A 24,330-nucleotide genomic window follows, 5' to 3' on the forward strand; every position below is an offset into this window, starting at 1 on the left:
ACGCTGCCGACGCCTACGGCGTACCTCTATGCGTCAGTTGTCGTCCTCGTCGATGAGGAACCCACGCATCGGCGAGGGAGCCTGCCCCATCGGCGACGGCCCCTGCGGCCGTACCGGCGCCATCGGCTGGGTCATGGCCGGCGACATCTGCTGCTGACCACCGTAGGACGGCGCGGCCGGAGACGGGCCACCGCCCAGACCGCTCGGGTTGCCACCGTAGGACGGGGCGCTCGCGCCGGCCGGGGCCATGGAGGGCGCCGGGGACGGCGGCAGCGACGCGGTCGCCGGGGTGCGCGGCGGGGCCAGCGAGTCGTCCGCCTGGGTCTCCAGCTGACGCAGCTGCGACTCCAGGTAGGACTTCAGCCGTGTGCGGTACTCGCGCTCGAAGCCGCGCAGGTCCTCGACCTTGCGCTCCAGCGTGGCGCGGGCGGACTCCAGGGAGCCCATCGCGACGCGGTGCTTCTCCTGCGCGTCCCGCTCCAGGGCGTCGGCCTTGGCACGGGCGTCGCGCTCCAGACCCTCGGCGCGGCTACGGGCCTCGCCGACGATCTTGTTGGCCTCGGAACGGGCCTCGGCGATCGCCTGGTCGGCGGTCTGCTGGGCCAGCGAGAGCACACGCGCGGCGCTGTCGCCGCCGGGACCCTGACCGGGGCCGCCCATCGGACCACCCATGGGGCCGCCCATCGGGCCACCCATCTGCTGCTGCATGGGAGGCTGACCACCCATGGGACCCTGGCCCATTTGACCCTGGCCCATCTGGCCCTGGCCCATCTGACCCTGACCCATCTGGCCCTGGCCCATCTGCGGCTGCATCTGGCCCTGACCCATGGGGCCCTGGCCCATCGGCCCCTGACCCATCGGGCCGGGACCCTGCTGCCCCTGGCCACCAGGGCCGGCGGGCAGCTGCGGCGCACCGCTCGGCAGCTGGGGCGGGCCACCCATGGGGCCCCCCATCTGCTGCGGCGGGCCCGATATCCCAGCGGGTACGGGAGCGCCGGGACCCCGCATACCCTGCTGCTGCATGCCCTGCTGATCCTGCTCGGGAGGCTTGCGCATGTTCTGCTGGTTCTGGGCAGCAGCGCGCGTGGCCGCGGCCAGTTTGGCCCGCAGGTCCTCATTCTCACGGAGCAGGCGCGTCAGTTCGGCTTCGACCTCGTCGAGGAAGGCATCGACCTCGTCCTCGTCATAGCCTTCTCGGAGGCGGACGGTCGTGAACTGCTTGTTCCGCACGTCCTCGGGGGTCAACGGCATCTCTTCACCTCAACGTAGTCATCGGCAGTCGGCAAGACCGGATCGTCCACAATCACCCCGCAGCGAGTCCGCCCACGATGTAGATCAATATGTAGACGATGATCATCAGTACGAAGAAGGACAGGTCGAGCGCCACGCCCCCGAGACGCAGCGGCGGAATGAACCGCCGCAGAAGCTTCAGCGGTGGATCAGTGACAGTGTAGGTGGCCTCCAGAACGACCACCATCGCCTTGCCGGGTTGCCACGAGCGGGCGAACTGGAACACATAGTCCATGACCAACCGGAAGATCAGCACGATGAGGAAACACATCAGCGCGATGTAGAGCACCTGCAAAACCACGCTCATGATCCGTGCTTCCCTCTCCCCTGTTCCGTACTTCTTCCGGTGGTGCGTCTCAGCTCTGGTTGAAGAACCCGCCCTCTGCGATGCGGGCCTTGTCCTCCGCCGTGACATCGACGTTAGCAGGCGACAACAGGAACACCTTCTGCGTCACCCGCTCGATGCTGCCGTGAAGACCAAACACCAAACCGGCGGCGAAGTCGACAAGTCGCTTCGCATCCGTGTCGTCCATCTCAGTCAAGTTCATGATCACCGGGGTGCCTTCACGGAAGTGTTCCCCGATGGTACGGGCCTCGTTGTAGGTCCGCGGGTGCAACGTGGTGATCCGGTAAGGCTCTCGTTCGGACACGACCTTGGGCATGATCACCGGTGCGTTCTTCTCCAGACTCGAACGTTCTTGTGTGATGGACGCCACGGGCGCGATCCGGGCGGGTCGCATCGATTCCGCGGGGAGCGAAGCGGAATGCGACACCGGTTCGCGCTGCACCGGCGGCTGCACCACTCGCACCGATTCATCCCTTTGGGACTGATGTGACTGGTGCGCCTGATGCACCGGCTCATGGCGCCGGTGGTCCCGCTCGGGCTCCGGGTCGAGCTCGGGCTCGAAGTCGTCATCGGGGTCGAATCCCCGGCCGTCGTACCCATCGTCCTCCACGAGGCCGAGGTAGACCGCCATCTTGCGCATCGCGCCGGCCATTGCTCTGAGTCCTCCGCTCTGTGGTGGATCGACTGACGACTTCCAAGTGCCCGCGATCCACGAGGTCGTTGCGCCCGCCCTTCGACGGAATGACCATATTTTCTGCTGTGGTCCGACTTCTTGGCGACGTTACCCGAGCCTGGAACGGACTCCGAGTACCGCAGTGCCGACGCGTACATGTGTCGCCCCGGCGGCCACGGCATCCTCGAGGTCCGCACTCATCCCTGCCGAGACCATGTTCGCAGCCGGATGGGCTCTGCGCAGGTCGGTCGACAAATCCATCAACCGCTCGAACGCGGCCCGTTGGCGTCCGGCGTACTCTCCGGTGAGCGGCGCTACGGTCATCAGACCATCGAGCCGCAACCCCGGGGAGTCCGCGACGAGATCGGCCAACTCCTCGATTCCACCGGGCCCGACCCCACCGCGCGCCCCCCGCCCGCTCTCGTCGGCGTCGAGTGCCACCTGGATGAGACACCCCACCTCGCGCCCGGCCCGTACCGCCTCCTTCGACAGAGTCGTGACAAGCCTGGAACGATCCACGGACTGCACAAGATCCGCATAACGCACCACGGAACGGACCTTATTGGTCTGCAACTGCCCCACAAAGTGCCACAGAAGGGGCAGATCCGAACACTCGGCGGCCTTGGGCGCCGCGTCCTGGTCCTTGTTCTCGGCGACATGAACCACACCGAGTTCCGACAGGATCCGCACATCGCTCGCGGGATACGTCTTGGTCACCACGATCAGGGTCACCTCGTCGCGCTTGCGCCCCGCCGCCGCGCACGCCGCCGCGATGCGACGCTCCACCTTCGCCAGGTTTTCGGCGAGTTGTGCCCTACGGTCCGTCTTGTTCATCAGCCCAGCCAGACATATCCCGCGAGTCGCCCTGTGGTGCGGTCGCGGCGGTACGAAAAGTAGTCGCGCGACTCCAGCGTGCACACCGGCGACTGCTCCCGGTCGTGCACCCCGAGGCGCTCCAGCTGGGAGTGCACTCCGGCGCGCACATCCACAGAGGGCGTGCCCCAACTGGTCTCGGCGTACGCCGTCGGCTCGACGGCGGCCACGGCGGCGCGCATCGCCTCGGGCACTTCATAACAGCGGCCGCAGACGGCGGGGCCGGTGCGGGCGAGGATCCGGCCGGGCTCGGCGCCGAGTTCGATCATGGCCCGTACGGCGGCGGGGACGACTCCGGCGACCATGCCGGGCCGGCCCGCGTGGGCGGCGGCCACGACCCCGGCGACGGGGTCGGCCAGCAGGACGGGTACGCAGTCGGCGGTGAGCACGGCGAGCGCGAGACCGCGTCGGGTGGTGACGATCGCGTCGCCGGAGGGGATGTCGTCCGAGCCCCACGGTTCGTCGACCACCGCCGCGTCCGCGCCGTGCACCTGGTTCATCCAGACCACCCGGTCCGGCTCCAGGCCCAGCGACTTGGCCGCCAGCTCCCGGTTGGCGCGTACGGCGTCGGCGTCGTCGCCGACCGCGCTGCCGAGATTGAGCTCCTCATACGGAGCGGCGCTCACCCCGCCCCACCGGTCGGTGAAGGCGAAGTGCGCGCCGCTCACGTTCTCGCGCTGCCCTATCACTTGAGGAAGTCCGGCACGTCCAGTTCCTCCGCCGCGCTGTCCGAGTAGGACCGGGACGGCGGGACGGGCGGGGAGAGCGGTACGTCGTTCACCGGCTCGGGGGCGGGCGCCGGCTCCTCCTTGGGCTTGACGCTGCCGAGCGAGCCGAAGGACGGGCGGGCGTCGGCGGGCCGCACCGGCGCGGGCTCCTCGCGCTTGGCCGAGGCCGAGCCGAGGATGTTGTCCCGCTTGGCCGGGGGCTGACCGCCGTCGAAGCCGGCCGCGATGACCGTGACCCGCACCTCGTCGCCGAGGGCGTCGTCGATCACGGCGCCGAAGATGATGTTGGCCTCGGGGTGGGCGGCCTCGCTGACCAGCTGGGCGGCCTCGTTGATCTCGAACAGACCGAGGTCGGAGCCACCGGAGATGGAGAGCAGCACACCGCGGGCGCCGTCGATGGAGGCCTCCAGGAGCGGCGAGGAGATCGCCATCTCGGCGGCGGCCACCGCGCGGTCGTCGCCACGGGCCGAGCCGATGCCCATGAGGGCCGAACCGGCCTCGGACATGACCGACTTGACGTCGGCGAAGTCGAGGTTGATCAGACCGGGGGTGGTGATGAGGTCGGTGATGCCCTGGACACCGGAGAGGAGGACCTGGTCGGCCGACTTGAAGGCGTCCAGCACGGAGACCTGGCGGTCCGAGATGGACAGCAGCCGGTCGTTCGGGATGACGATGAGGGTGTCGACCTCTTCGCGGAGTTCGGCGATGCCGTCCTCGGCCTGGTTGGCGCGGCGCCGTCCCTCGAAGGTGAACGGGCGGGTGACCACACCGATGGTGAGGGCGCCCAGGGAACGCGCGATGTTGGCCACGACGGGCGCGCCGCCGGTGCCGGTGCCGCCACCCTCGCCGGCCGTCACGAAGACCATGTCGGCCCCCTTGAGGACCTCCTCGATCTCCTCGCGGTGGTCCTCGGCGGCCTTGCGGCCGACCGCCGGGTTGGCGCCGGCGCCGAGTCCGCGGGTGAGTTCGCGGCCGACGTCCAGCTTGACGTCGGCGTCGCTCATCAACAGCGCCTGTGCGTCGGTGTTGATGGCGATGAACTCGACGCCCTTGAGACCGACCTCGATCATCCGGTTGATGGCATTGACACCACCGCCGCCGACACCGATGACTTTGATGACTGCGAGGTAGTTCTGCGGTGCTGCCACGTCGAAGGCCTCTCGCCTCGAGTTACGTGTCGCCGTTTCGCGAGGGGCCCGCGATGCGACGACTGATGCCGAAGTGGGACGGTCCGAACCGCCGACCCGAACCCTAACGCTGAAGTTTAGGGTTACCAGTGCGCCTGTTCCTTGGACTCTTCCGAACAGGACACTAAGTCGACAAGTGGCGCACGTTCAACGAACACGCCGAACCTCCCGTTTTTCTTTTCACCCTATGTGATCAGCCATAGCGATGCCCAACCAGGGTGCTGGCCTGCGCGGATGTCCGTCAACTCCCTGATGACGCGGGCGCGGTGGGAACGCTCACGTCGAAGTGCCCCGCGTCGGGGGCGGCTTTCATCAGAGCGGTGAGCGCACGGGCCTTGGCGCGACCCTTCTCCGCGCTCCCCCACGCGACGGTGCGGTCCCCGGTCAACTCCAGCGAGATGGAGTCGTACGAACGGACCGTGACGGCACGGGTGTCGGGCACGAGCGCGGCCGGAATGGCACGGGCGACGCGCACGGCCTCGCGCACGAGCCGGTCCTCACCGAATCGCCGCAGACTGGCGGCGGACGAATCCGACCGGGACAGCGTCAATTCCAGTACGGGAACACCCTTCGAGGTGCGCGAAACCGTGGCAAAACGCACACCCTTCGCATCCACTTCGACATATTTGCCCGAATTTCCGGCAGCTTCGACAATCAGAACCGGAGTGCGTTCACTCACTTTCAGCTCGATTCCATGAGGCCAGGAACGGATGACCTCAACCGAGTCAATTCGGGGCAATTTCTTGAGCAGTCGCGCCTCGATCCCGTCGAGGTCGACGGAAATCAGCGGATCGCCCAGCGGAACGTCGGCGGCCTCGCGCACCTGGGCCTCGGTCAGCACCCGGGTCCCGGACACCGAGACGCGCTCGGCCCGCAGCCACGACGAGCCGTACAGGACCCACATCGCGGTCCCGCCGAGCAGCACCAGGGCGACGGCCGCGGCGACGAGGGCACGCGGGCCGGGGCGCCGCCCGCGAAGGAGCGGGCCGGAGTCCAGACTCTCGTCTGCACCGCGTTCGGCGGTGGTCGGTCCGGCCACGCTCCCTGCCCTTCCGTCACATGGTCCTAACGGCGGTGCGAGGCGATCGCCTCGTACACCATCCCGACGAGCAGGTCGTCGGCGTCCCGGCGGCCGAACTCGCTGGCGGAGCGGGACATCTCGTACAGCCGGTGCGGGTCGGCGAGTACGGGCAGGACGTTCTGCTGGACCCACTGGGGGGTCAGTTCCGCGTCGTCGACCAGCAGCCCGCCGCCGGCCTTGACCACCGGCTGGGCGTTCAGCCGCTGCTCACCGTTGCCGATGGGCAGCGGGACGTAGGCGGCGGGGAGCCCGACGGCGGAGAGTTCGGCGACGGTCATCGCGCCCGCTCGGCAGAGCATCATGTCGGCCGCGGCATACGCGAGGTCCATCCGGTCCACGTACGGTACTGGGATGTACGGGGGCATTCCCGGCATCTGGTGCACCTGCGGCAGTTCGTTCTTCGGGCCGACCGCGTGGAGGATCTGGATCCCGGCCTGCTGCAGGTAGGGGGCGACCTGCTGGACGACCTCGTTGAGGCGGCGGGCGCCCTGGGAGCCGCCGGAGACCAGCAGGGTCGGCAGGTTCGGGTCGAGGCCGAACATCGCGCGGGCCTCGGGGCGCGCGGCGGCGCGGTCCAGGGTGGCGATGGAGCGGCGCAGCGGGATGCCGATGTAGCGGGCGTCGCGGAGCTTGCTGTCCGGGGTGGAGACGGCGACCTGGGAGGCGTACCGGGAGCCGATCTTGTTGGCGAGGCCGGGGCGGGCGTTGGCCTCGTGGACGACGATCGGCACGCCGAGGCGCTTGGCGGCGAGATAGCCGGGCAGGGCCACGTAGCCGCCGAAGCCGACGACGCAGTCCGCCTTGGTGCGCTCCAGGATCTGCTCGGTCGCCTTGATCGTGCCGCGCAGCCGGCCGGGCACGGTGATCAGCTCGGGGGTGGGCTTGCGTGGCAGGGGTACGGCGGGGATCAGCGCCAGTTCGTAGCCGCGCTCGGGGACGAGGCGTGTCTCAAGGCCGCGCTCCGTGCCCAGGGCCGTGATCCCGACGGTCGGGTCCTGCCTGCGCAGGGCGTCCGCGAGGGCGAGCGCGGGCTCGATGTGACCGGCGGTTCCGCCACCGGCGAGGACGACATGCACCGAAATTCACCGCTCTCCGGACGAACGTGCCGAGGAGGCACGCCGTCGCATCGTGTTCCATCTCCCGGGCCCCGAAGGGCCGCCGCCCCGCTTTCTACCAAAGCGGGGTTGCCGCATCGCAAGCGCCGCCCGCGCAGCGGGCTCGTCGCGCGCGAAGGCGATCAGCAACCCGATGGCGAACATGGTCGGCAGCAGGGCGGACCCTCCGTAGGAGAACAGCGGGAGCGGGACGCCGGCGATCGGCAGCAGGCCGAGCACCGCACCCATGTTGATCACCGCCTGAGCGGTGATCCAGGTGGTCACGCCTCCCGCGGCATACCTCACGAAGGGGTCCTCCGTGCGACCGGCCACGCGGATACCCGCATAGCCTAGAGCCGCGAAGAGGGCGAGTACCGACAGCGTCCCCGCCAGGCCCAGCTCCTCACCGGTGACGGCGAAGATGAAGTCGGTGTGTGCTTCCGGGAGTTGGCCCCATTTTTCCACACTGGCACCGAGCCCGGAACCGAAGATTCCGCCCGAGGCGAGGGCGTAGATGCCGTGCACGGCCTGCCAGCAGTCGACGCCGCCCGAGCGGGGTTCGGTGGCCCCGATGCAGGCCAGGCGGGCCATACGGTTCTCGCTGGTCCGGATGAGGACGAAGCCGATGAACCCGGCGACGGACAGCACGCCCACGAACAGCCGGGTCGGTGCCCCGGCCAGCCACAGCAGGCCGAACAGGATGGCCGTGAGAATGATCGCGGTGCCCATGTCGCCGCCGAGCATGATCAACCCGAGGAGCATGAACGCCACCGGAACGAGCGGCACCAGCATGTGCTTCCACTGGGTCAGCAGCCGCTTGTCCTCCTTGCGGGCCAGCAGGTCGGCGCCCCACAGCACGAGCGCCAGCTTGCCGAACTCGCTCGGCTGGACCTGGAAGGAGCCGCCGATGGCGATCCAGTTCTGGTTGCCGTTGATCGACTGCCCTATCCCCGGCACCTGCACCAGGGCCATCAGGAAGACACAGCCGGCCAGGATCGGATACGCCAGCGCCCGGTGCAGCTTCACCGGCATCCGCGAGGCCAGGAGCAGCAGCACGGTGCCGATCGCCGCCGCGAGGAACTGTTTGCGGAAGAAGAACGTCCCCGGCAGCGACTTCTGCAACGCGGTGATCTGCGAGGCCGAGTAGACCATCACCAGACCCAGCACGGTGATCAGCAGACTGCCGCCCAGAATCAGGTAGTACGCGGTCAGCGGCCGGTCCCAGGCCTTGCGCGCACGCAGGTAGTAGCGCCGCACGGGATTCTCGCGCGGCGGCCGGGGGACGGGAGGCCGCCGCGTGACACGCTGGAGGGGCGCACGGCTCGTACGGCTACCGGGCATGGGGGGCGCCTTCCCCGCCGACCGACCACATCCGTGTCACGCGTTCCCTCCCGAGTGCACCCGGCACGGCCGACAGGCGGGGCGGGCCGGGTCAGCCGTCGGCGGCGGCGAGTTCGCGAACGGCCTCCGCGAACGCGTCCCCGCGCTTGTTGTAGTTGACGAACATGTCCATCGACGCACAGGCGGGCGCCAGCAACACCGTGTCGCCCGGCCGAGCCAACGCGCGCGCCTCGCGGACAGCCGCGAGCATCGCCCCAGTGTCGGCCCGGTCGAGGTCGACGACCGGCACTTCCGGGGCGTGTCGCGCCAGCGCTTCGCGGATCAGCGCGCGGTCCGTGCCGATCAGGACGACGCCCCGAAGCCGCTTCGCCGACTTGGCGACCAGCTCGTCGAAGGTGGCGCCCTTGGCGAGCCCGCCCGCGATCCACACGACCGACTCGTACGCCGCCAATGAGGCCCCCGCCGCATGCGTGTTGGTGGCCTTGGAGTCGTCGATGTACGCGACGCCGTCCACGTCGGCCACGTGCGCGATGCGGTGCGCGTCCGGGGTGAAGGCCCGCAGACCGTCCCGTACGGCCTTGGGGGGCACCCCGAAGGCCCGGGCGAGGGCCGCTGCCGCGAGGGCGTTGGCGATGTTGTGCGGGACGGGCGGGTTGACGTCGGAGACCTCGGCGAGTTCCTGGGCGTTCTTCTGCCGGTTCTCGACGAAGGCGCGGTCGACCAGGATGCCGTCCACGACGCCGAGTTGGGACGGCCCCGGCGTGCCGAGGGTGAAGCCGATGGCCCGGCAGCCCTCCTCGACGTCCGCCTCGCGCACCAGGTCCTCGGTGGACGGTTTGTCGGTGGCATCCACGTTGTAGACGCAGGCGACGCGATTGCCCTCGTAGATACGGCCCTTGTCGGCGGCGTACGCCTCCATGCCGCCGTGCCAGTCGAGATGGTCGGGGGCGAGGTTGAGGACGACGGCCGAGTGGGCGCGCACGGAGGGCGCCCAGTGGAGCTGGTAGCTGGACAACTCCACGGCCAGGACATCGAGATCGCCGTACTGCTCCTCGCCGAGGACGACGTCGATGATCGGGGTGCCGATGTTGCCCACGGCGACCGTGCGCAGCCCCGCGGCCGTCAGGATGGAGGCGAGCATCTGCGTGGTGGTGGTCTTGCCGTTGGTGCCGGTGACCGCCAGCCAGGGGGCCGCGTCGGGGCCCCGCAACCGCCAGGCGATCTCCACGTCGCCGACGACGTCGACGCCCGCCTCGGCCGCGGCGGCGAAAAGGGGTGAAGTGGGCTTCCAGCCGGGCGAGGTGACGACCAGCTCGGTGCCCTCCGGGAGCGTCTCCGCGTCCCCGAGACGTACCTCGATGCCCTCCAGGGAGGCGGCGCGTTCCCGGAGCGTCTCGGAGTCGCCGCCGTCGACGACGGTGACCGACGCGCCGAGGCCGGCCAGGGCGCGGGCGGCGCTGATGCCGCTCACGCCGAGGCCGGCGACGGTGATGTGCATACCGTCCCAGGACGTCACTTCTCTGCCGCCCATCCCGCGTAGAAGATGCCCAGTCCCACGATGACGCAGATGCCCTGGATGATCCAGAAGCGGACCACGACAAGGACCTCGGACCAGCCCTTGAGTTCGAAGTGGTGCTGGAGCGGTGCCATGCGGAAGACGCGCTTGCCGGTGAGGCGGAACGAGCCGACCTGGATGACGACCGACATGGTGATGAGGACGAACAGACCACCGAGGAGCGCGAGCAACAGCTCGGTGCGGGAGCAGATCGCGAGACCGGCGAGCGCGCCGCCGAGGGCCAGCGAGCCGGTGTCACCCATGAAGATCTTGGCCGGCGAGGTGTTCCACCACAGGAAGCCGAGGCAGGCGCCCATCAGCGCGGAGGCCACGATCGCCAGGTCGAGGGGATCTCGTACCTCGTAACAGGCGGCCGGGTTGGTCAGGGTCAGCGTGTTGGCGCAGGACTCCTGGAACTGCCAGACGCCGATGAACGTGTAGGCGCCGAAGACGAGGACCGAGGCGCCGGTGGCGAGGCCGTCCAGACCGTCGGTCAGGTTCACGCCGTTCGACATCGCGAGGATCATGAACAGCGCCCAGATCACGAACAGCACCGGGCCGATCGTCCAGCCGAAGTCCTGCACGAAGGAGAGCTTGGTGGAGGCCGGCGTCTGATCGCGGGCGTCCGGGAACTGCAGCGCGAGGACCGCGAAGGCGATACCGACGATCAGCTGGCCGGCCATCTTCGCCTTGGCCCGCAGACCGAGCGAACGCCGCTTGACGATCTTGATGTAGTCGTCGAGGAAGCCGACGAGGCCCATGCCGCCCATCAGGCCGAGCACCAGCAGACCGGAGAAGGTCGGCGTGTAGCCGGTGATCAGCTTGGACAGGAAGTAGGCGGCGATCGTCGCCAGGATGAAGGCGATACCACCCATGGTCGGCGTACCGCGCTTGCTGGCGTGCTCGCGCGGGCCGTCGTCGCGGATGTACTGGCCGTAGCCCTTGCGCGCGAGCAGCTTGATCAGCAGCGGGGTGCCGATCAGCGTCAGGAAGAGGCCAATGACTCCTGCGAACAGGATCTGCTTCATCATCGGGCGGCAACCTCACCCTCGGCACCGGTCTCGAGCAGCGCCTGCGCCACGCTCTCGAGCCCGACCGAACGGGACGCCTTCACGAGTACGACGTCCCCCGGGCGCAACTCGCTGCGCAACAGGTCGATCGCCGCCTGTGCGTCGGACACGTGCACCGACTCCTCACCCCACGAACCCTCGTTATATGCGCCCAGTTGCAGCCAGGACGCTTCCCTGCCCCCGACCGCGACGAGCTTGCCGACATTGAGCCGGACGGCGAGCCGTCCGACCGCGTCGTGCTCGGCGAGCGCCTCGTCCCCGAGCTCGGCCATCTTGCCGAGCACCGCCCACGTGCGGCGTCCCTTGCCCATGGCTGCCAGGGCGCGCAGGGCGGCCCGCATGGACTCGGGGTTCGCGTTGTAGGCGTCGTTGACGACCGTCACGCCGTCCGGGCGCTCGGTGACCTCCATGCGCCAGCGGGAGAGGGAGCCCGCCTCGGAGAGCGCGGTGGCGATCTCTTCCGCGGACATGCCCAGCTCATGGGCGACGGCGGCCGCGGCGAGCGCGTTCGACACGTGGTGCTCACCGTACAGGCGCATGGTCACATCGCTTGCACCGGAGGGTGTGTGAAGCCTGAACACGGGCTGTCCCGCGTCCGTGAGCGTCACGTTCTCGGCACGTACGTCCGCTTCGTCGGATTCTCCGAAGAGGATGACCTTCGCCTTCGTACGGGACGCCATGGCGCGTACGAGGGGGTCGTCGGCGTTGAGGATCGCGGCCCCGCCCTCACTCGCCGCGGGTAGGGCCTCCACCAACTCGCCCTTGGCCTGCGCGATCTGCTCCCGGCCGCCGAACTCGCCGATGTGGGCGGTGCCGACGTTGAGGACGAGGCCGACCTTCGGCGGGGTCAGCTCGGTGAGGTAGCGGATGTGGCCGATGCCGCGGGCGCCCATCTCCAGGACCAGGAAACGGGTCTCCTCGGTGGCGCTGAGCGCGGTGAGGGGCAGCCCGATCTCGTTGTTGAAGGAGCCGGGCGTCCACACGGTGGGCGCCTTGCTCCGCAGCACCTGAGCGATGAGGTCCTTGGTGCTGGTCTTGCCTGCGGAGCCGGTGAGGGCGACGAGGGTCGTACCGAGCTTCCGCACGACGTGCCGGGCGAGGGCGCCGAGGGCCGTCTGGACGTCGTCCACGACGATCGCGGGCACGCCGACGGGGCGGGACGCCAGCACCGCTGCCGCGCCCGCCTCGACGACCGCGGCCGCGTAGTCGTGACCGTCCACGCGCTCGCCGACGAAGGCGACGAAGAGGCTGCCGGGCTCCACCTCGCGGGAGTCCCGGACGACCGGTCCGGTGACCTGGACCGACGGATCCGGTATGTCGTGCGTCTGCCCGCCGACGACTTCTGCGATCTCGGCGAGAGAGAGGGCGATCACAAGTTCATCCCTGGGTCTGCTGGATAGCTTCGCGAAGCACCTGGCGGTCGTCGAAGGGACGGATCACGCCGGCGATGTCCTGGCCCTGCTCGTGGCCCTTGCCCGCGACCAGCACGGTGTCGCCCGGCTGGGCGCGGGCCACCGCCGCGGCGATCGCGGCGGCGCGGTCCTCGAAGAGGAGGACCTCGCCGCGCTCGTGCGCCGGCACGGACGCCGCGCCTTCGAGCATGGTGGCGAGGATCGCGAGGGGGTCCTCGGAGCGGGGGTTGTCGGAGGTCAGTACGGCGGTGTCGGCGAACCGGGCCGCGGCGGCGCCCATCGGCGCGCGCTTGGTCCTGTCCCGGTCGCCTCCGCAGCCCAGCACGACGTGCAACTTGCCCTCGGTGACCTTCCGCAGCGCCTTGAGGACCGACTCGACGGCATCGGTCTTGTGGGCGTAGTCGACGACCGCGAGATACGGCTGCCCGGCGTCCACGCGCTCGAGGCGGCCCGGCACACCGGGTACGGCGGCGATGCCGTCGGCGGCGGTCTGCGGGTCGAGCCCGGCGGTGGCCAGCGCGACGATCGCGGCGAGGGTGTTGGCGACGTTGAAGGGGCCCGGCAGCGGCGACCTGGCGGTGATGCGCTCGTCCTTGGGCCCGAGCACGGTGAACGTGGAGTCCATCGGCCCGACCCGGACGTCCTCGGCGCGCCAGTCGGCGTCGGGGTGGCCCTCGGCGGAGAAGGTCACGACCGGGACCGTGGCCTCCTTGACGAGGCGGCGGCCGTACTCGTCGTCGAGGTTGACGACGCCGACCCGGCTGCGTTCGGGCGTGAACAGCTGTGCCTTGGCCTGGAAGTAGTCCTCCATGCCGGAGTGGAACTCCATGTGTTCCGGGCTGAGGTTGTTGAACACGGCGACGTCGAAGACACAGCCGTCGACCCGGCCGAGGACCAGGGCGTGACTGGACACCTCCATGACGACCGCCTCGACGCCCCCTTCGCGCATGACGGCGAACAGGGCCTGGAGGTCGGTGGCCTCGGGGGTGGTGCGCTCGGACTTGATGCGCTCGTCGCCGATGCGGATCTCCACCGTGCCGATGAGTCCGGCCGGGCGGGTGGCGTTCAGTCCGCCCTCGACGAGGTAGGCCGTGGTGGTCTTGCCGGAGGTGCCGGTGATGCCGATCTGGAGCAGATCGCGGCCCGGGTGGCGGTAGATCGTGGCCGCCAGCTCGCCCATCCGTCCGCGCGGGTCGGCGACGACCAGGACGGGCAGGCCCGTCGCGGCGGCGCGCTCGGCGCCGGTCGGATCGGTCAGCACGGCGGCGGCGCCGAGGCCGGCGGCCTGGGTGACGAAGTCGGCGCCGTGCAGGCGTGCGCCCGGGAGGGCGACGTACAGGTCGCCGGGGCGGACGGCACGCGAGTCATGGGTGATGCCCGTGACCTCCGTGGCGCTCTCCGGCTGTTCGACTCCCAGCTGATCGGCGAGTTCCGCGAGGGGGGTGGCGGGCAGCAGCTCCGGCCTGGGCGGACCCGGATATGTCACGGGAATGCCCTTCTGCGTGGTTTGGGACTGATCAGCGTGTGGCACGGCGGTGAGCGTACCGGGCGCACCCCCGCCGGAGCGAAAGGGGAGCCCGCGTGAAGCGCGGTCCGGCAAGGGCTGTGGTGGATGACGGGTGGGCGAGGCTTTGTGCGAGGGCTGCGATGGTGCGTGGTTCCCGGGATCGGGAGTGATCATGGTCACGGGTCGGTTCCTGGCTGGTCTGCGCTGATCGACGTAGGGATCGCGGTACGGGTCAGGGCGTGAAGGTGACGGGCAGGTTCGCGGGCTTCGCGCCGGTCGGCGGGACCTGGAGGGTCTTCAGGGCGAACTCCATGACCTCCTTGTAGATGGGCCCGCAGATCTGGCCGCCGAAGTAGCTGCCCTCGGTGGCGTTCTGGATCGCGCAGTAGACGGTGATCCGCGGTTTGTCCGCGGGCGCGAACCCGGCGAACGAGGAGGTGTAGCCGCGGTAGCGGCCGGTGGCCGGATCCACGCGGTTGGCCGTGCCCGTCTTGCCCGCGACCCGGTAGCCGGGGATGCGCGCCGTGGTGCCGGTGCCCTCCTCGTCGTCCACGACGGACTCCAGCATCCGGGCGAGGGTCTTGGCCGTCTTCTCGCTCACGACACGGGTCTTCTTGGGCTTGGGAGCAGGGGTGAACTGCCCGTCCGGTCCCTTGGTGCCTCGTACGAGGGTCGGTTCGACGCGTACGCCGCCGTTGGCGATCGTCGAGTAGACGGAGGCCGCCTGCATGGCGTTTATCGAAACGCCCTGGCCGAAAGGGATCGTGTACTGCTGCGAGGTGGACCAGTCGGCGGGCGCGGCGAGGATGCCCTTGGTCTCGCCGGGGAAGTCGAGGCCGGTGTAGCCGCCGATGCCGAACTTGCGAAGGTACGAGTAGAGGATCCGGTTGGCCTCCTGCTGGTTTCTGCCGAGTTCGCCGGTGGCCAGGATGGTGCCGATGTTGCTGGACTTGGCGAGCACGCCGTTGAGCGTCAGGTACCAGGTCGGGTGGTCGATGTCGTCCTTGAAGAGCCGGTCGCCGCGGTGCAGCCGGTTGGGCACGGTGACGTGTGTGGCGGGTGTGGCGACGTTCTCCTCCAGTACGGCGGCCATCGACATGACCTTGGCGGTGGAGCCGGGCTCGTAGGCGTCCTGGAGGGCCGCGTTGCCCAGGGCGTCCGGGTTCGCCTGCGTCAGGTCGTTGGGGTCGAAGCCGGGCGAGTTGGCCATGGCGAGGATCTCGCCGGTCCTGGTGTCCTGCACTATCACGTAGCCGCGGTCCGCCTTGGACTTCTTCACCTGCTCGGTGATGGCGTTCTGCGCGGCCCACTGGATGTCGCGGTCGATGGTCAGCTCGACGTCGGAGCCGGCCACGGCGGGGGTCTCGGTGGAACCCGCGGTGGGGACGAGACGGCCGCCGGACTGGGCGTAGCGGATCTTGCCGTCCTTGCCTGCCAAATATTTGTTCAACTGCTGCTCGATGCCGCCCCCGCCCACGCCCTCGGCGTTGACCCAGCCCAGTATCCCGGCGGCGAGGTCGCCGTTGGGGTACACGCGCTTGCTGCTGGGCTCCTGGAAGACGCCCGCCAGCACATTGACCGTGTCGGGGTCGTTCTTGGCCTTCTGGGCGAGCGCGGTCTTCAGGTCGCTGATCTGGTTCCAGACCTGGGGGGTCTGGCGGCGGGCGAGCAGCACATAGCGGGTGTTCTTGGTGCGCAGCTTCTCGGTGATCGTCTCCTGGTCCGCGCCGAGGATGGGGGCGAGGAGCGCGGCGGCCTGCTCGGGGCCGTCGTCGACCTTGAGCTGCTTGCGCGTGAACAATGTCGGGTCGGCGGTGATGTCGTTGGCGTCCGCGCTGATCGCCAGGGCGACGCCGTTGCGGTCGGTGATCCCGCCCCGCTCGGCGGCGAGGACACGGCCGACGTACCGGTTCTGGTCGGCCTTGGCCGCGTACTCGCCGGCGTCGACGGCCTGCACCTGGAGCAGCCGTACGACGAAGGCGAGCAGCACCAGGGTCAGCGCGAGGCTCACCATGCGCAGCCGGGGACGGGGGCTGCCGAGGCGGATGGTGCGCGGGGCCGGTTGCCGGGGCATGACGGGGCGGCGCTGCGCGGCGGGGCGGGCGCCGGGGCCCGGGCGGCGCTGCCGGCTGCCCGGGCGCACGGGTTTGGCGGGGCCGGGTACGCGGCGGCGGGGTGGCTGCCTGCCTGAGTCGACCACTTCCGTCACCTGCCGAGGTTCGTCGAGAGCGGGGTGGACTGTACGGACGGGCTGGTGGGGGTGGGTGCCGCCGCGGGCTCCTCCACCGGGGCCTGCTGCCGCGAGGGCGCCTGTTCCTGCGCCGGCGTGGGCGTCGGGGTGGGCGTGGGGATCGGGTTCTCGGGCAGCGGGTGTTCGAGCGCCTCGGGCGCGAGGACGAGGGGCATGCGTACGGCGGACTGCTCGGCGGCGGGCCCCGGTACACCCTTGACGGTGCCGTCGGGCTCCAGGAAGGCCGGGTCGCCGCCGGGCACCATGCCCAGCTCGCGGGCGCGGCGCTGAAGGGCCTCGGGGGCGGAGTAGGCGTCCACGTCGCGCTGGAGCGCCTGTTCCTCGTCGCTGAGGCTCTTCACGTCGTCCTGGAGGTCGTCGAGCTTGAACGCCCCCTCGCTCAGCGCGGAGTTCAGTACGAGGAGGCCGATGAGGCCGCCGCCCAGGAGCAGGACGACGAGGAGCACGAACGGGGTGCGGGCGGCCCGGCCGGAGTTCGCGGGCAGCAGCCGTGCGAGACGGGCGGCACGGCCCCTCAGTTCGGGTTTCCTACTCACGCACCCTCCCTGTGAGTTCGGTTTTCGGACTCACTCCTCGCCCCGGCGAGTTCGGTTTTCGGACTCACCCCTCGTCCCGGCGAGTTCGGTTTTCGGACTCACTCACCGTCCCCTTCGCACACCCTGTGCGCCCGCCCGTACGCCTCACTCGGCGTCCTCCCTGATGCGCTCGGCCCCGCGCAGCCGCGCGGGGGCCGCGCGCCGGTTCTCGGCGACCTCTTCCTCGGTGGGAAGTTCGGCACCACGGGTGAGGAGCTTGAGCCGCGGCTGGTAGCGCTCGGGGACGACGGGCAGCCCGGGGGGCGCGGTGGAGGCGGCGCCCGCCGCGAACACCTGCTTCACCAGGCGGTCTTCGAGCGAGTGGTACGACAGCACGGCGATCCGGCCGCCGACCGCGAGAGCCTTCACAGCCGCGGGGATCGCCCGCTCCAGGACGGTGAGTTCGCCGTTGACCTCGATGCGCAGCGCCTGGAAGGTGCGCTTGGCGGGGTTGCCGCCGGTGCGCTTGGCCGCCTGCGGCAGGGCGTCACGGATCAGCTCGACAAGGCGTGCGCTGTTGGTGAAGGGCTCCTTGTCGCGTTCGCGCACGATCGCGGACACGATCCGCTTGGCCTGCTTCTCCTCGCCGTACGTCCTCAGGATCCGGACCAGTTCGCCCGCCGGGTAGGTGTTGAGGACCTCGGCGGCGCTGATGCCGGTCGTCTGGTCCATGCGCATGTCGAGCGGGGCGTCCTGGGCGTAGGCGAAGCCGCGGTCGGCCTCGTCGAGCTGCATGGAGGAGACGCCGAGGTCGAACAGGACGCCCTGGACGCGCGGGCGGGCGAGGCGGTCGAGTACGTCGGGGAGCTCGTCGTAGACGGCGTGCACGAGGGTGGCGCGCTCACCGAAGGGGGCGAGCCGCTCGCCGGACAGGCGCAGCGCCTCCTTGTCGCGGTCGAGGGCCACCAGGCGCACCTCGGGGAACCGGGTGAGCAGCGCCTCGCTGTGACCGCCGAGGCCGAGCGTGCAGTCGACCACGACGGCACCGGGCTCCGTGAGGGCCGGGGCCAGCATGTCCAGACAGCGCTGGAGCATGACGGGGACGTGGCGGCTGTTGCTCAAGGGGCCCTCTCAAGGATCCGGCCGCGAGCCGCACGTACGCGCCGCGCACGCGGGGAGACACCGGGCAGTCACCGGATCTCCTGGGGATTTCAGTCCAGCAGGGGCTCCTTGCCTCAGGGGCTCCTCGCCTCCCGCTCCGCGTCACTCTAGTCCACGGCTCTTCGCGGTCAATCAACTGGCCTGCGCGTCGCGACGCCGTCATCGGACGAAGCCCCGGAGAGAGAGAAATCACTCGGAAGGGCGCGATCCCGCCACTCCTGTGGGTTACCTCACAACAAGCCTCAATGGCGTTCTTTGTCGCCTCTCACAGAGCGCCCTCAGCCACCGTGACCAGTACCGTCATCGGTATGACGACCTCCGCAGCTGTTCCCGCCGGACCCGAAGGCGCCATAGCCGACGGCACGGTCACCGACCGTCTCGTCGAGGCGAACGAGCGGTACGCCGCCGCGTTCACCGATCCCGGGATGGACGCCCGCCCCGTCCTCCGTGTCGCGGTCGTGGCCTGTATGGACGCCCGCCTCGACCTGCACGCCGCGCTCGGCCTGGAGCTGGGCGACTGCCACACCATCCGCAACGCGGGCGGTGTGGTCACCGACGACGTGATCCGCTCCCTCACCATCAGCCAGCGCAAGCTCGGCACCCGCAGCGTGGTCCTCATCCACCACACGGGCTGCGGTCTGGAGTCCCTCACCGAGGACTTCCGCACCGAGCTGGAGCTGGAGGTCGGCCAGCGCCCGGCGTGGGCGGTGGAGTCCTTCCGGGACGTCGACCAGGACGTACGGCAGTCCATGCAGCGGGTGCGGACCAACCCGTTCCTGCTGCACACCGACGATGTGCGCGGCTTCGTCTTCGATGTGAAGACGGGCCTGCTGCGGGAGGTCCTTCCGGCCTGAGCCACGTCGAACCGGCCCACCCCGCTCACCCGCTTACCGCCCCGCGGGGGCTTTCGCAGCCCCGATTTCCTGTCAATCTCCTGGCAGCTCGGTGCGCAAAAGGCCGCAAGCCCGGCAAATCGCAGACCGTTATCCACAGGCGAGTGACACGGATTGATAACGGCGGCAAGAATGCAGGTGTGGCAACACGCGGAACTCTTCGCGTGTTGCCCGTGTTTCGGGGTGGGCCGGTCCGCATCGCAGAGCGACGGCCCGGAGAAAGAACGGGCCGAGGAGGGCCGGGTGACGACCTATGACGATCGAGCGAGCCTCACTGATCTGACCAGCACTGTGGAGCGAGTCCGCAGTTCGGTCGAGCAGGTGATCGAAGGCAAGCCTGAGGTCGTACGGCTTTCGCTGACCGTGCTGCTCGCCGAGGGACATCTTCTGATCGAGGACGTACCCGGCGTAGGCAAGACCATGCTGGCCAAGGCGCTGGCGCGATCCATCGACTGCTCGGTGCGGCGGATCCAGTTCACGCCGGACCTGCTGCCGTCGGACATCACGGGCGTGTCCATCTGGGACCAGCAGCGCAAGGAGTTCGAGTTCAAGCCGGGCGCGATCTTCTCGCAGATCGTGATCGGCGACGAGATCAACCGCGCCTCACCGAAGACGCAGTCCGCGCTCCTGGAGTCCCTGGAGGAGCGCCAGGTCACGATCGACGGCACGACATACGAGCTGCCGAGCCCCTTCATGGTGGTGGCCACGCAGAACCCGGTCGAGATGGAGGGCACGTACCCCCTCCCCGAGGCCCAGCGCGACCGCTTCATGGCCCGGGTCTCCGTCGGCTATCCCAGCCCGGAGGCCGAGCTGCAGATGCTTGACGTCCACGGCGGCGTCTCGCCGCTGGAGGACATGCAGCCGGTGGCGCACGCGCACGAGATCGTGAAGCTGATCGAGGCCGTCCGCGGCGTGCACGTCGCGGAAACGGTCCGGCGCTACGCCGTGGATCTGGTGGGCGCCACCCGCACCCACCCCGACCTCAGACTCGGCGCCTCGCCGCGTGCCACGCTGCATCTGCTGCGCGCGGCGAAGGCGACCGCCGCCCTGAGCGGCCGGGAGTACGCGCTGCCGGACGACATCCAGTCGCTCGCCGTGGCCGTCCTCGCCCACCGGCTGCTGCCCACCGCCCAGGCCCAGCTCAACCGCCGGACGCCGGAGCAGGTCGTGCAGGAGATCCTCCAGCGCACCCCGGTGCCGCAGGCTCCCCAGCCGCAGGCCGGCTTCGGCACGGTCCCGGCCGCCCCGGCGTATCCGCAGCAGCCGCCGCGGAGGCTTGGATGACCACCGCGGGGCCCGCGCCCGCTCCGGAGGAGGAGAAGGGCGGGCTGCGCACGGCGCTCGCCGGGCTCACCACACGCGGGCGTTCCTTCCTGGCCGCCGGGGTCGCGGCGGCGATATGCGCGTACGTCCTCGGGCAGAGCGATCTGCTCCGGGTCGGCCTGCTGCTCGCCGTACTGCCGCTGGTCTGCGCGACGGTGCTGTACCGCACCCGCTACCGGGTCGCGGGCAGCCGCCGTCTCTCCCCCGCGCGCGTGCCCGCCGGCAGCGAGGCCCGCGTCCACCTGCGGATGGACAATGTCTCGCGGCTGCCCACCGGGCTGCTGATGCTCCAGGACCGGGTGCCGTACGTGCTCGGTCCGCGCCCCCGGTTCGTCCTCGACCGGGTGGAGGCGGGCGGGCGCCGCGAGGTGTCGTACCGCGTCCGTTCCGATCTGCGCGGCCGCTATCCGCTGGGCCCGCTCCAGCTGCGGCTGACCGACCCGTTCGGGATGTGCGAGCTGACCCGCTCGTTCTCCACGTTCGACACGCTGACGGTCGTCCCGCGCGTGGAGCCGCTGCCGCCGGTGCGGCTGAGCGGTGAGGCGAAGGGGTACGGCGACGGCCGGCAGCGCTCACTGGCGCTGGCCGGCGAGGACGACGTGATCCCGCGCGGGTACCGGCGAGGCGACGATCTGCGCCGGGTGCACTGGCGTTCGACCGCGCGCTACGGCGAGCTGATGGTGCGCCGCGAGGAGCAGCCGCAGCGAGCCCGCTGCACGGTCCTGCTGGACACCCGGGCCGAGGCGTACCTCGGCGCGGGTCCGGACTCCGCCTTCGAGTGGGCCGTGTCGGGCGCCGCGTCCATGCTGGTCCACATGCTCGAACGGGGCTTTTCCGTACGACTGTTGACGGACACCGGCAATTCGGTGCCCGGCGAAGGGGCCGACGGGTTCGCCGGTTCCACCCAGGAGTCCGCCGACGCGGCCGGGCTGATGATGGACACCCTCGCGGTGATCGACCACTCGGACGGCACCAGCCTCTCCCCCGCCTACGACGCGCTGCGCGGGGGCAACGAGGGGCTGCTGGTCGCTTTCCTGGGCGACCTCGACGAGGAGCAGGCGACGGTGATCGGCAAGTTGCGTCAGCGGGGCGGCGGGGCGATCGCCTTCCTGCTGGACAGCGAGACATGGACGCGTGAACCGGGCGACGTGCTCGCGCCCGGCGGCGCCGAGAGCGCCGGCGAGGAGTCGCTGCGTCTGCTGCACGAGGCCGGCTGGACGGCGCTGAGCGTGCCGCGCGGCGCATCGCTGACGGACCTGTGGCGCCAGGCGGACCGGCAGCGCGCCGGGCTGGCGGCGGGGATCGGTACGGAGGGACGGTCATGAGCGGTCGGGCGAGGCTGGCGCTGTGCGCCTGGGCCGCCACGATCATGGCGGCGTGCGCACTGCTGCCACTGGTGGAGCCGATGACCTGGATCTTCCAGGCCGCCTTCATGCTGGGCGTGCAGACAGTGGTGGGAGCCCTCACCCGGCGGGTCCCGCTGGCCCGGCCGCTGACCGTCGCGGCGCAGGCCCTGGTCACGCTGATGATGCTGACGGTGGTCTTCGCCCGGGAGCACGCGGTGGCCGGGATCGTCCCCGGACCGGAGGCGTTCCAGCACTTCGCGACGCTGCTGCAGACCGGCGCCGAGGACATCGGGCGGTATGCCATCCCGGCGCCGCTGAGCGACGGCATCCATCTGATGGTGATCGGCGGCGTCCTGATCATCGGGCTGATGGTCGACGCGCTCGCGGTGACGTTCCGCAGCGCGGCCCCGGCGGGTCTGCCGCTGCTCGCGCTGTACTCGGTGGCCGCGGGGCTGTCCGACGGCGCCGCGTGGCTGTTCTTCCTGATCGCCTCCGCCGGCTATCTGATGCTGCTGCTCACCGAGAGCCGCGACCGGCTCTCGCAGTGGGGCCGGGTCTTCGGCGGCGCGCCACGCGCCCCGGGCACGGAGTCCGGGGGCGCCGCCGTCGCCCCGGTGCGCACCGGTCGACGCATCGGCGCGGTCGCGCTCGGCATCGCCCTGGCGGTGCCGCTCGCCCTGCCCTCCCTCGACGGCGGACTGCTGGACGGCGCGGGGACCGGTATCGGCTCGGGCTCCGGTGGCGGCGGCACGATCTCCGCGGTGAACCCGCTGGTGTCGCTGCGCGACAGCCTGAACGTGGACGAGGACCGCGAGGTCCTGTCGTACCGCACCAACACGGACAACATTCAGGAGATGTATCTGCGGATCGTCTCGCTGGACGACTTCGACGGCACCTCGTGGAAGCCGACCGAGCGGTCCATCACCGAGGTGCCGGACGACTTCGGCACGCCGATCGGCCTCGGGTCCGACGTCAAGCGGACCACGATCCAGACCCGGATCGCCGCGGCGAGGGACTACGAGCAGGACTGGCTGCCGATGCCGTACCCGGTGACCGGCGTGGACATCGACGGCGACTGGCGGTACGAGCCCGTGGGACGCACGCTCGTCGGCGACCACGAGCAGGACACCAAGGGTGTGCAGTACACGGTCGAGAGCCTGATAGTGCAGCCCACGACCAAGCAGCTGTCCTCGGCGCCGGAGCCGCCGCCGACCCTGGAGCGGGAGTACACCAAGGTGCCCCGGTCGCTGCCGCCGGTGGTGGCGCGAACCGCGCGCGAGGTCACCGCGGGCGCGGCCAACAATTACGAGCGGGCCGTGAAGCTCCAGGACTGGTTCGCGTTCAGCGGCGAGTTCACGTACGACACCGAGGTCCAGGTCGGCACCGGCTCGCGGGCGATAGCCCGGTTCCTGGAGGAGAAGGAGGGCTTCTGCGTCCACTTCTCCTTCGCGATGGCGGCGATGGCCCGCACCCTCGGCATACCGGCCCGGGTCGCGGTGGGCTTCACTCCCGGTACCCCGATGACGGACGGTTCGATGTCGGTGGGACTGCGGGACGCGCACGCCTGGCCGGAGCTGTACTTCGAGGGCGTGGGCTGGACCCGCTTCGAGCCGACCCCGAACCGGGGCACGACTCCTGAGTACACCGTGCCGGAGTCGTCCGGCACCGGTGGTCTCCCCGAGGTGCCCCGGCCCTCCGCGTCGGCGTCCGCGGCGCCCTCCACGGAGCCGTCGACGAGCGAGAGCTGCCCGGCTGCCCAGCGGCGGCTGGACGGCGGCTGCTCGGCCGAGTCCGCGGCGGCCACGCCGGATTCCGACGACGGCGATCGTTCGCTCTGGGCCGTGCTGTTCCTGTCGCCCTGGATCCTGTTGGCACTTCCGGGGGCTCTCACGGTGCTGGCGATTCCGTTGCTGCCGATGCTGTGGCGGCTGCGGGTCCGGTCCATACGGCTCGGCGAGCAGGGCCGTACGGTGGCAGGGGCGGTCGGCTCGTCGGCTGTCACGCACGAGGTGACGGAGCACGAGACCGCGGCAAGGGGTGGGCCCGGGATGTCCCGCGAAGCCGCCACCCGCAGCCATACGGAGCCCACGGCTGCGCATGCGCTGGCCGCCTGGCGGGAGGTGACCGACACGGCGTGGGACTACGGGATCACACCGGACGAGTCGCAGACGCCCCGCAAGGCCGCCGAGCGGATCGTGCGGCTCGGGCACCTCGATCCGCCGGCCGAGGCGGCGATGCACCGGGTGGCGGGGGCGGTGGAGCAGGTTCTCTTCGCTCCGCGCCCGCAGATCCCGGCGGGGCTGGCCAAGGACGCGCAGGTGGTCACGGTAGATCTCGGCGCCCATGTCAGCCGCTGGACCCGGTTCCGGGCGATCGTGCTGCCGCGTTCCACTGTCCGGGTGGTCTGGGCGGCCTCGGCCCGCTGGGCGGCCTTGAAGGACAACCTCGCGGCCCGCCTGCCGGCCCCGCGATGGCGACGTCCGTCGACGAGCGAGCACAGCGGATGAGCCGACGCGGCTGAGGCCGCGATACGTCTGGCCCCTTCAAGCTGGCTGCCACCAACTGAACTTGGAAGCCACCCCAACTGCGTCGTTCTTGGATCCTTTCCGGCGACTCCTGCTCGGCAGCCTGCCCTGGGGGTGGCACCACCAGACTGGAGTTGGGGCATGATGGGCGTGTGGCTA

Annotated in this window: 20 protein-coding genes; 4 read left to right on the top strand and 16 right to left on the bottom strand. The window is 70.3% G+C overall.

Features of this window, described 5'->3' with window-relative positions:
* Positions 1 to 33 precede the first annotated feature (33 nt).
* From STRIP9103_RS24840 to rsmH, 16 genes are all read right to left on the bottom strand, one after another.
* Positions 34 to 1,251: a DivIVA domain-containing protein gene (locus STRIP9103_RS24840; RefSeq protein WP_048820929.1), complete on the bottom strand. Its 1,218-nt coding sequence runs from the start codon at positions 1,249 to 1,251 to the stop codon at positions 34 to 36.
* A 52-nt stretch (positions 1,252 to 1,303) separates the two neighbouring features.
* On the bottom strand, positions 1,304 to 1,597 hold the full coding sequence (locus tag STRIP9103_RS24845) for a YggT family protein (protein WP_009321608.1): 294 nt from the start codon (positions 1,595 to 1,597) through the stop codon (positions 1,304 to 1,306).
* Between the two features lie 49 nt (positions 1,598 to 1,646).
* Entirely contained in the window at positions 1,647 to 2,288 is a 642-nt protein-coding gene (locus STRIP9103_RS24850) for a cell division protein SepF (protein WP_009321615.1), read from the bottom strand.
* A 129-nt stretch (positions 2,289 to 2,417) separates the two neighbouring features.
* On the bottom strand, positions 2,418 to 3,143 hold the full coding sequence (locus STRIP9103_RS24855) for a YggS family pyridoxal phosphate-dependent enzyme (protein WP_009321624.1): 726 nt from the start codon (positions 3,141 to 3,143) through the stop codon (positions 2,418 to 2,420).
* The gene (gene pgeF, locus STRIP9103_RS24860; RefSeq protein WP_009321610.1) at positions 3,143 to 3,871 is read right to left on the bottom strand and encodes a peptidoglycan editing factor PgeF; all 729 of its coding nucleotides are present in this window, start codon (positions 3,869 to 3,871) and stop codon (positions 3,143 to 3,145) included. The genes STRIP9103_RS24855 and pgeF overlap by 1 nt, the downstream gene beginning before the upstream one ends.
* The gene (ftsZ, locus tag STRIP9103_RS24865; protein WP_009321625.1) at positions 3,868 to 5,058 is read right to left on the bottom strand and encodes a cell division protein FtsZ; all 1,191 of its coding nucleotides are present in this window, start codon (positions 5,056 to 5,058) and stop codon (positions 3,868 to 3,870) included. Before ftsZ ends, pgeF begins: the two co-directional genes overlap by 4 nt.
* Positions 5,059 to 5,338: 280 nt before the next feature.
* Complete coding sequence (locus tag STRIP9103_RS24870; protein ID WP_009321611.1) at positions 5,339 to 6,136, bottom strand: cell division protein FtsQ/DivIB; 798 nt, start codon at positions 6,134 to 6,136, stop codon at positions 5,339 to 5,341.
* A 26-nt stretch (positions 6,137 to 6,162) separates the two neighbouring features.
* Positions 6,163 to 7,254, bottom strand: a complete 1,092-nt coding sequence (gene murG / locus STRIP9103_RS24875; protein WP_009321621.1) for an undecaprenyldiphospho-muramoylpentapeptide beta-N-acetylglucosaminyltransferase — start codon at positions 7,252 to 7,254, stop codon at positions 6,163 to 6,165.
* A 6-nt stretch (positions 7,255 to 7,260) separates the two neighbouring features.
* Positions 7,261 to 8,613 carry a putative lipid II flippase FtsW gene (ftsW, locus tag STRIP9103_RS24880; RefSeq protein ID WP_048820930.1) on the bottom strand — a complete coding sequence of 451 codons (1,353 nt, stop codon included), beginning with the start codon at positions 8,611 to 8,613 and terminating at the stop codon, positions 7,261 to 7,263.
* 91 nt (positions 8,614 to 8,704) lie between these two features.
* Positions 8,705 to 10,144, bottom strand: coding sequence for a UDP-N-acetylmuramoyl-L-alanine--D-glutamate ligase (gene murD, locus STRIP9103_RS24885; protein WP_199790571.1), 1,440 nt, complete (start codon positions 10,142 to 10,144; stop codon positions 8,705 to 8,707).
* The gene (gene mraY, locus STRIP9103_RS24890) at positions 10,126 to 11,199 is read right to left on the bottom strand and encodes a phospho-N-acetylmuramoyl-pentapeptide-transferase (RefSeq protein ID WP_009321628.1); all 1,074 of its coding nucleotides are present in this window, start codon (positions 11,197 to 11,199) and stop codon (positions 10,126 to 10,128) included. Before mraY ends, murD begins: the two co-directional genes overlap by 19 nt.
* Entirely contained in the window at positions 11,196 to 12,611 is a 1,416-nt protein-coding gene (locus STRIP9103_RS24895; protein ID WP_009321607.1) for a UDP-N-acetylmuramoyl-tripeptide--D-alanyl-D-alanine ligase, read from the bottom strand. The genes mraY and STRIP9103_RS24895 overlap by 4 nt, the downstream gene beginning before the upstream one ends.
* Positions 12,612 to 12,615: 4 nt before the next feature.
* A complete protein-coding gene (locus tag STRIP9103_RS24900; RefSeq protein ID WP_009321614.1) occupies positions 12,616 to 14,136 on the bottom strand; it encodes a UDP-N-acetylmuramoyl-L-alanyl-D-glutamate--2,6-diaminopimelate ligase in 1,521 nt (506 codons plus the stop codon).
* 253 nt (positions 14,137 to 14,389) lie between these two features.
* On the bottom strand, positions 14,390 to 16,171 hold the full coding sequence (locus STRIP9103_RS24905) for a peptidoglycan D,D-transpeptidase FtsI family protein (protein WP_048820931.1): 1,782 nt from the start codon (positions 16,169 to 16,171) through the stop codon (positions 14,390 to 14,392).
* Positions 16,172 to 16,362: 191 nt separating this feature from the next.
* Positions 16,363 to 16,944, bottom strand: a complete 582-nt coding sequence (locus tag STRIP9103_RS24910) for a septum formation initiator family protein (protein ID WP_009321619.1) — start codon at positions 16,942 to 16,944, stop codon at positions 16,363 to 16,365.
* Between the two features lie 144 nt (positions 16,945 to 17,088).
* On the bottom strand, positions 17,089 to 18,045 hold the full coding sequence (gene rsmH, locus STRIP9103_RS24915) for a 16S rRNA (cytosine(1402)-N(4))-methyltransferase RsmH (protein ID WP_009321609.1): 957 nt from the start codon (positions 18,043 to 18,045) through the stop codon (positions 17,089 to 17,091).
* Between the two features lie 347 nt (positions 18,046 to 18,392).
* Here rsmH and STRIP9103_RS24920 point away from each other — a divergent pair, with 347 nt between their 5' ends.
* From STRIP9103_RS24920 to STRIP9103_RS24935, 4 genes are all read left to right on the top strand, one after another.
* Positions 18,393 to 18,938: a beta-class carbonic anhydrase gene (locus tag STRIP9103_RS24920; protein ID WP_048820932.1), complete on the top strand. Its 546-nt coding sequence runs from the start codon at positions 18,393 to 18,395 to the stop codon at positions 18,936 to 18,938.
* A 282-nt stretch (positions 18,939 to 19,220) separates the two neighbouring features.
* Positions 19,221 to 20,261, top strand: a complete 1,041-nt coding sequence (locus STRIP9103_RS24925; protein ID WP_009321627.1) for an AAA family ATPase — start codon at positions 19,221 to 19,223, stop codon at positions 20,259 to 20,261.
* Positions 20,258 to 21,625 (top strand): DUF58 domain-containing protein, encoded by a 1,368-nt coding sequence (locus tag STRIP9103_RS24930; protein ID WP_009321612.1) that lies wholly within the window; start codon positions 20,258 to 20,260, stop codon positions 21,623 to 21,625. The genes STRIP9103_RS24925 and STRIP9103_RS24930 overlap by 4 nt, the downstream gene beginning before the upstream one ends.
* On the top strand, positions 21,622 to 24,153 hold the full coding sequence (locus STRIP9103_RS24935) for a transglutaminase TgpA family protein (protein WP_009321616.1): 2,532 nt from the start codon (positions 21,622 to 21,624) through the stop codon (positions 24,151 to 24,153). Before STRIP9103_RS24930 ends, STRIP9103_RS24935 begins: the two co-directional genes overlap by 4 nt.
* Positions 24,154 to 24,330 lie beyond the last annotated feature (177 nt).

The organism is Streptomyces ipomoeae 91-03, from assembly GCF_000317595.1.
GTDB classification, from domain to species: domain Bacteria; phylum Actinomycetota; class Actinomycetes; order Streptomycetales; family Streptomycetaceae; genus Streptomyces; species Streptomyces ipomoeae.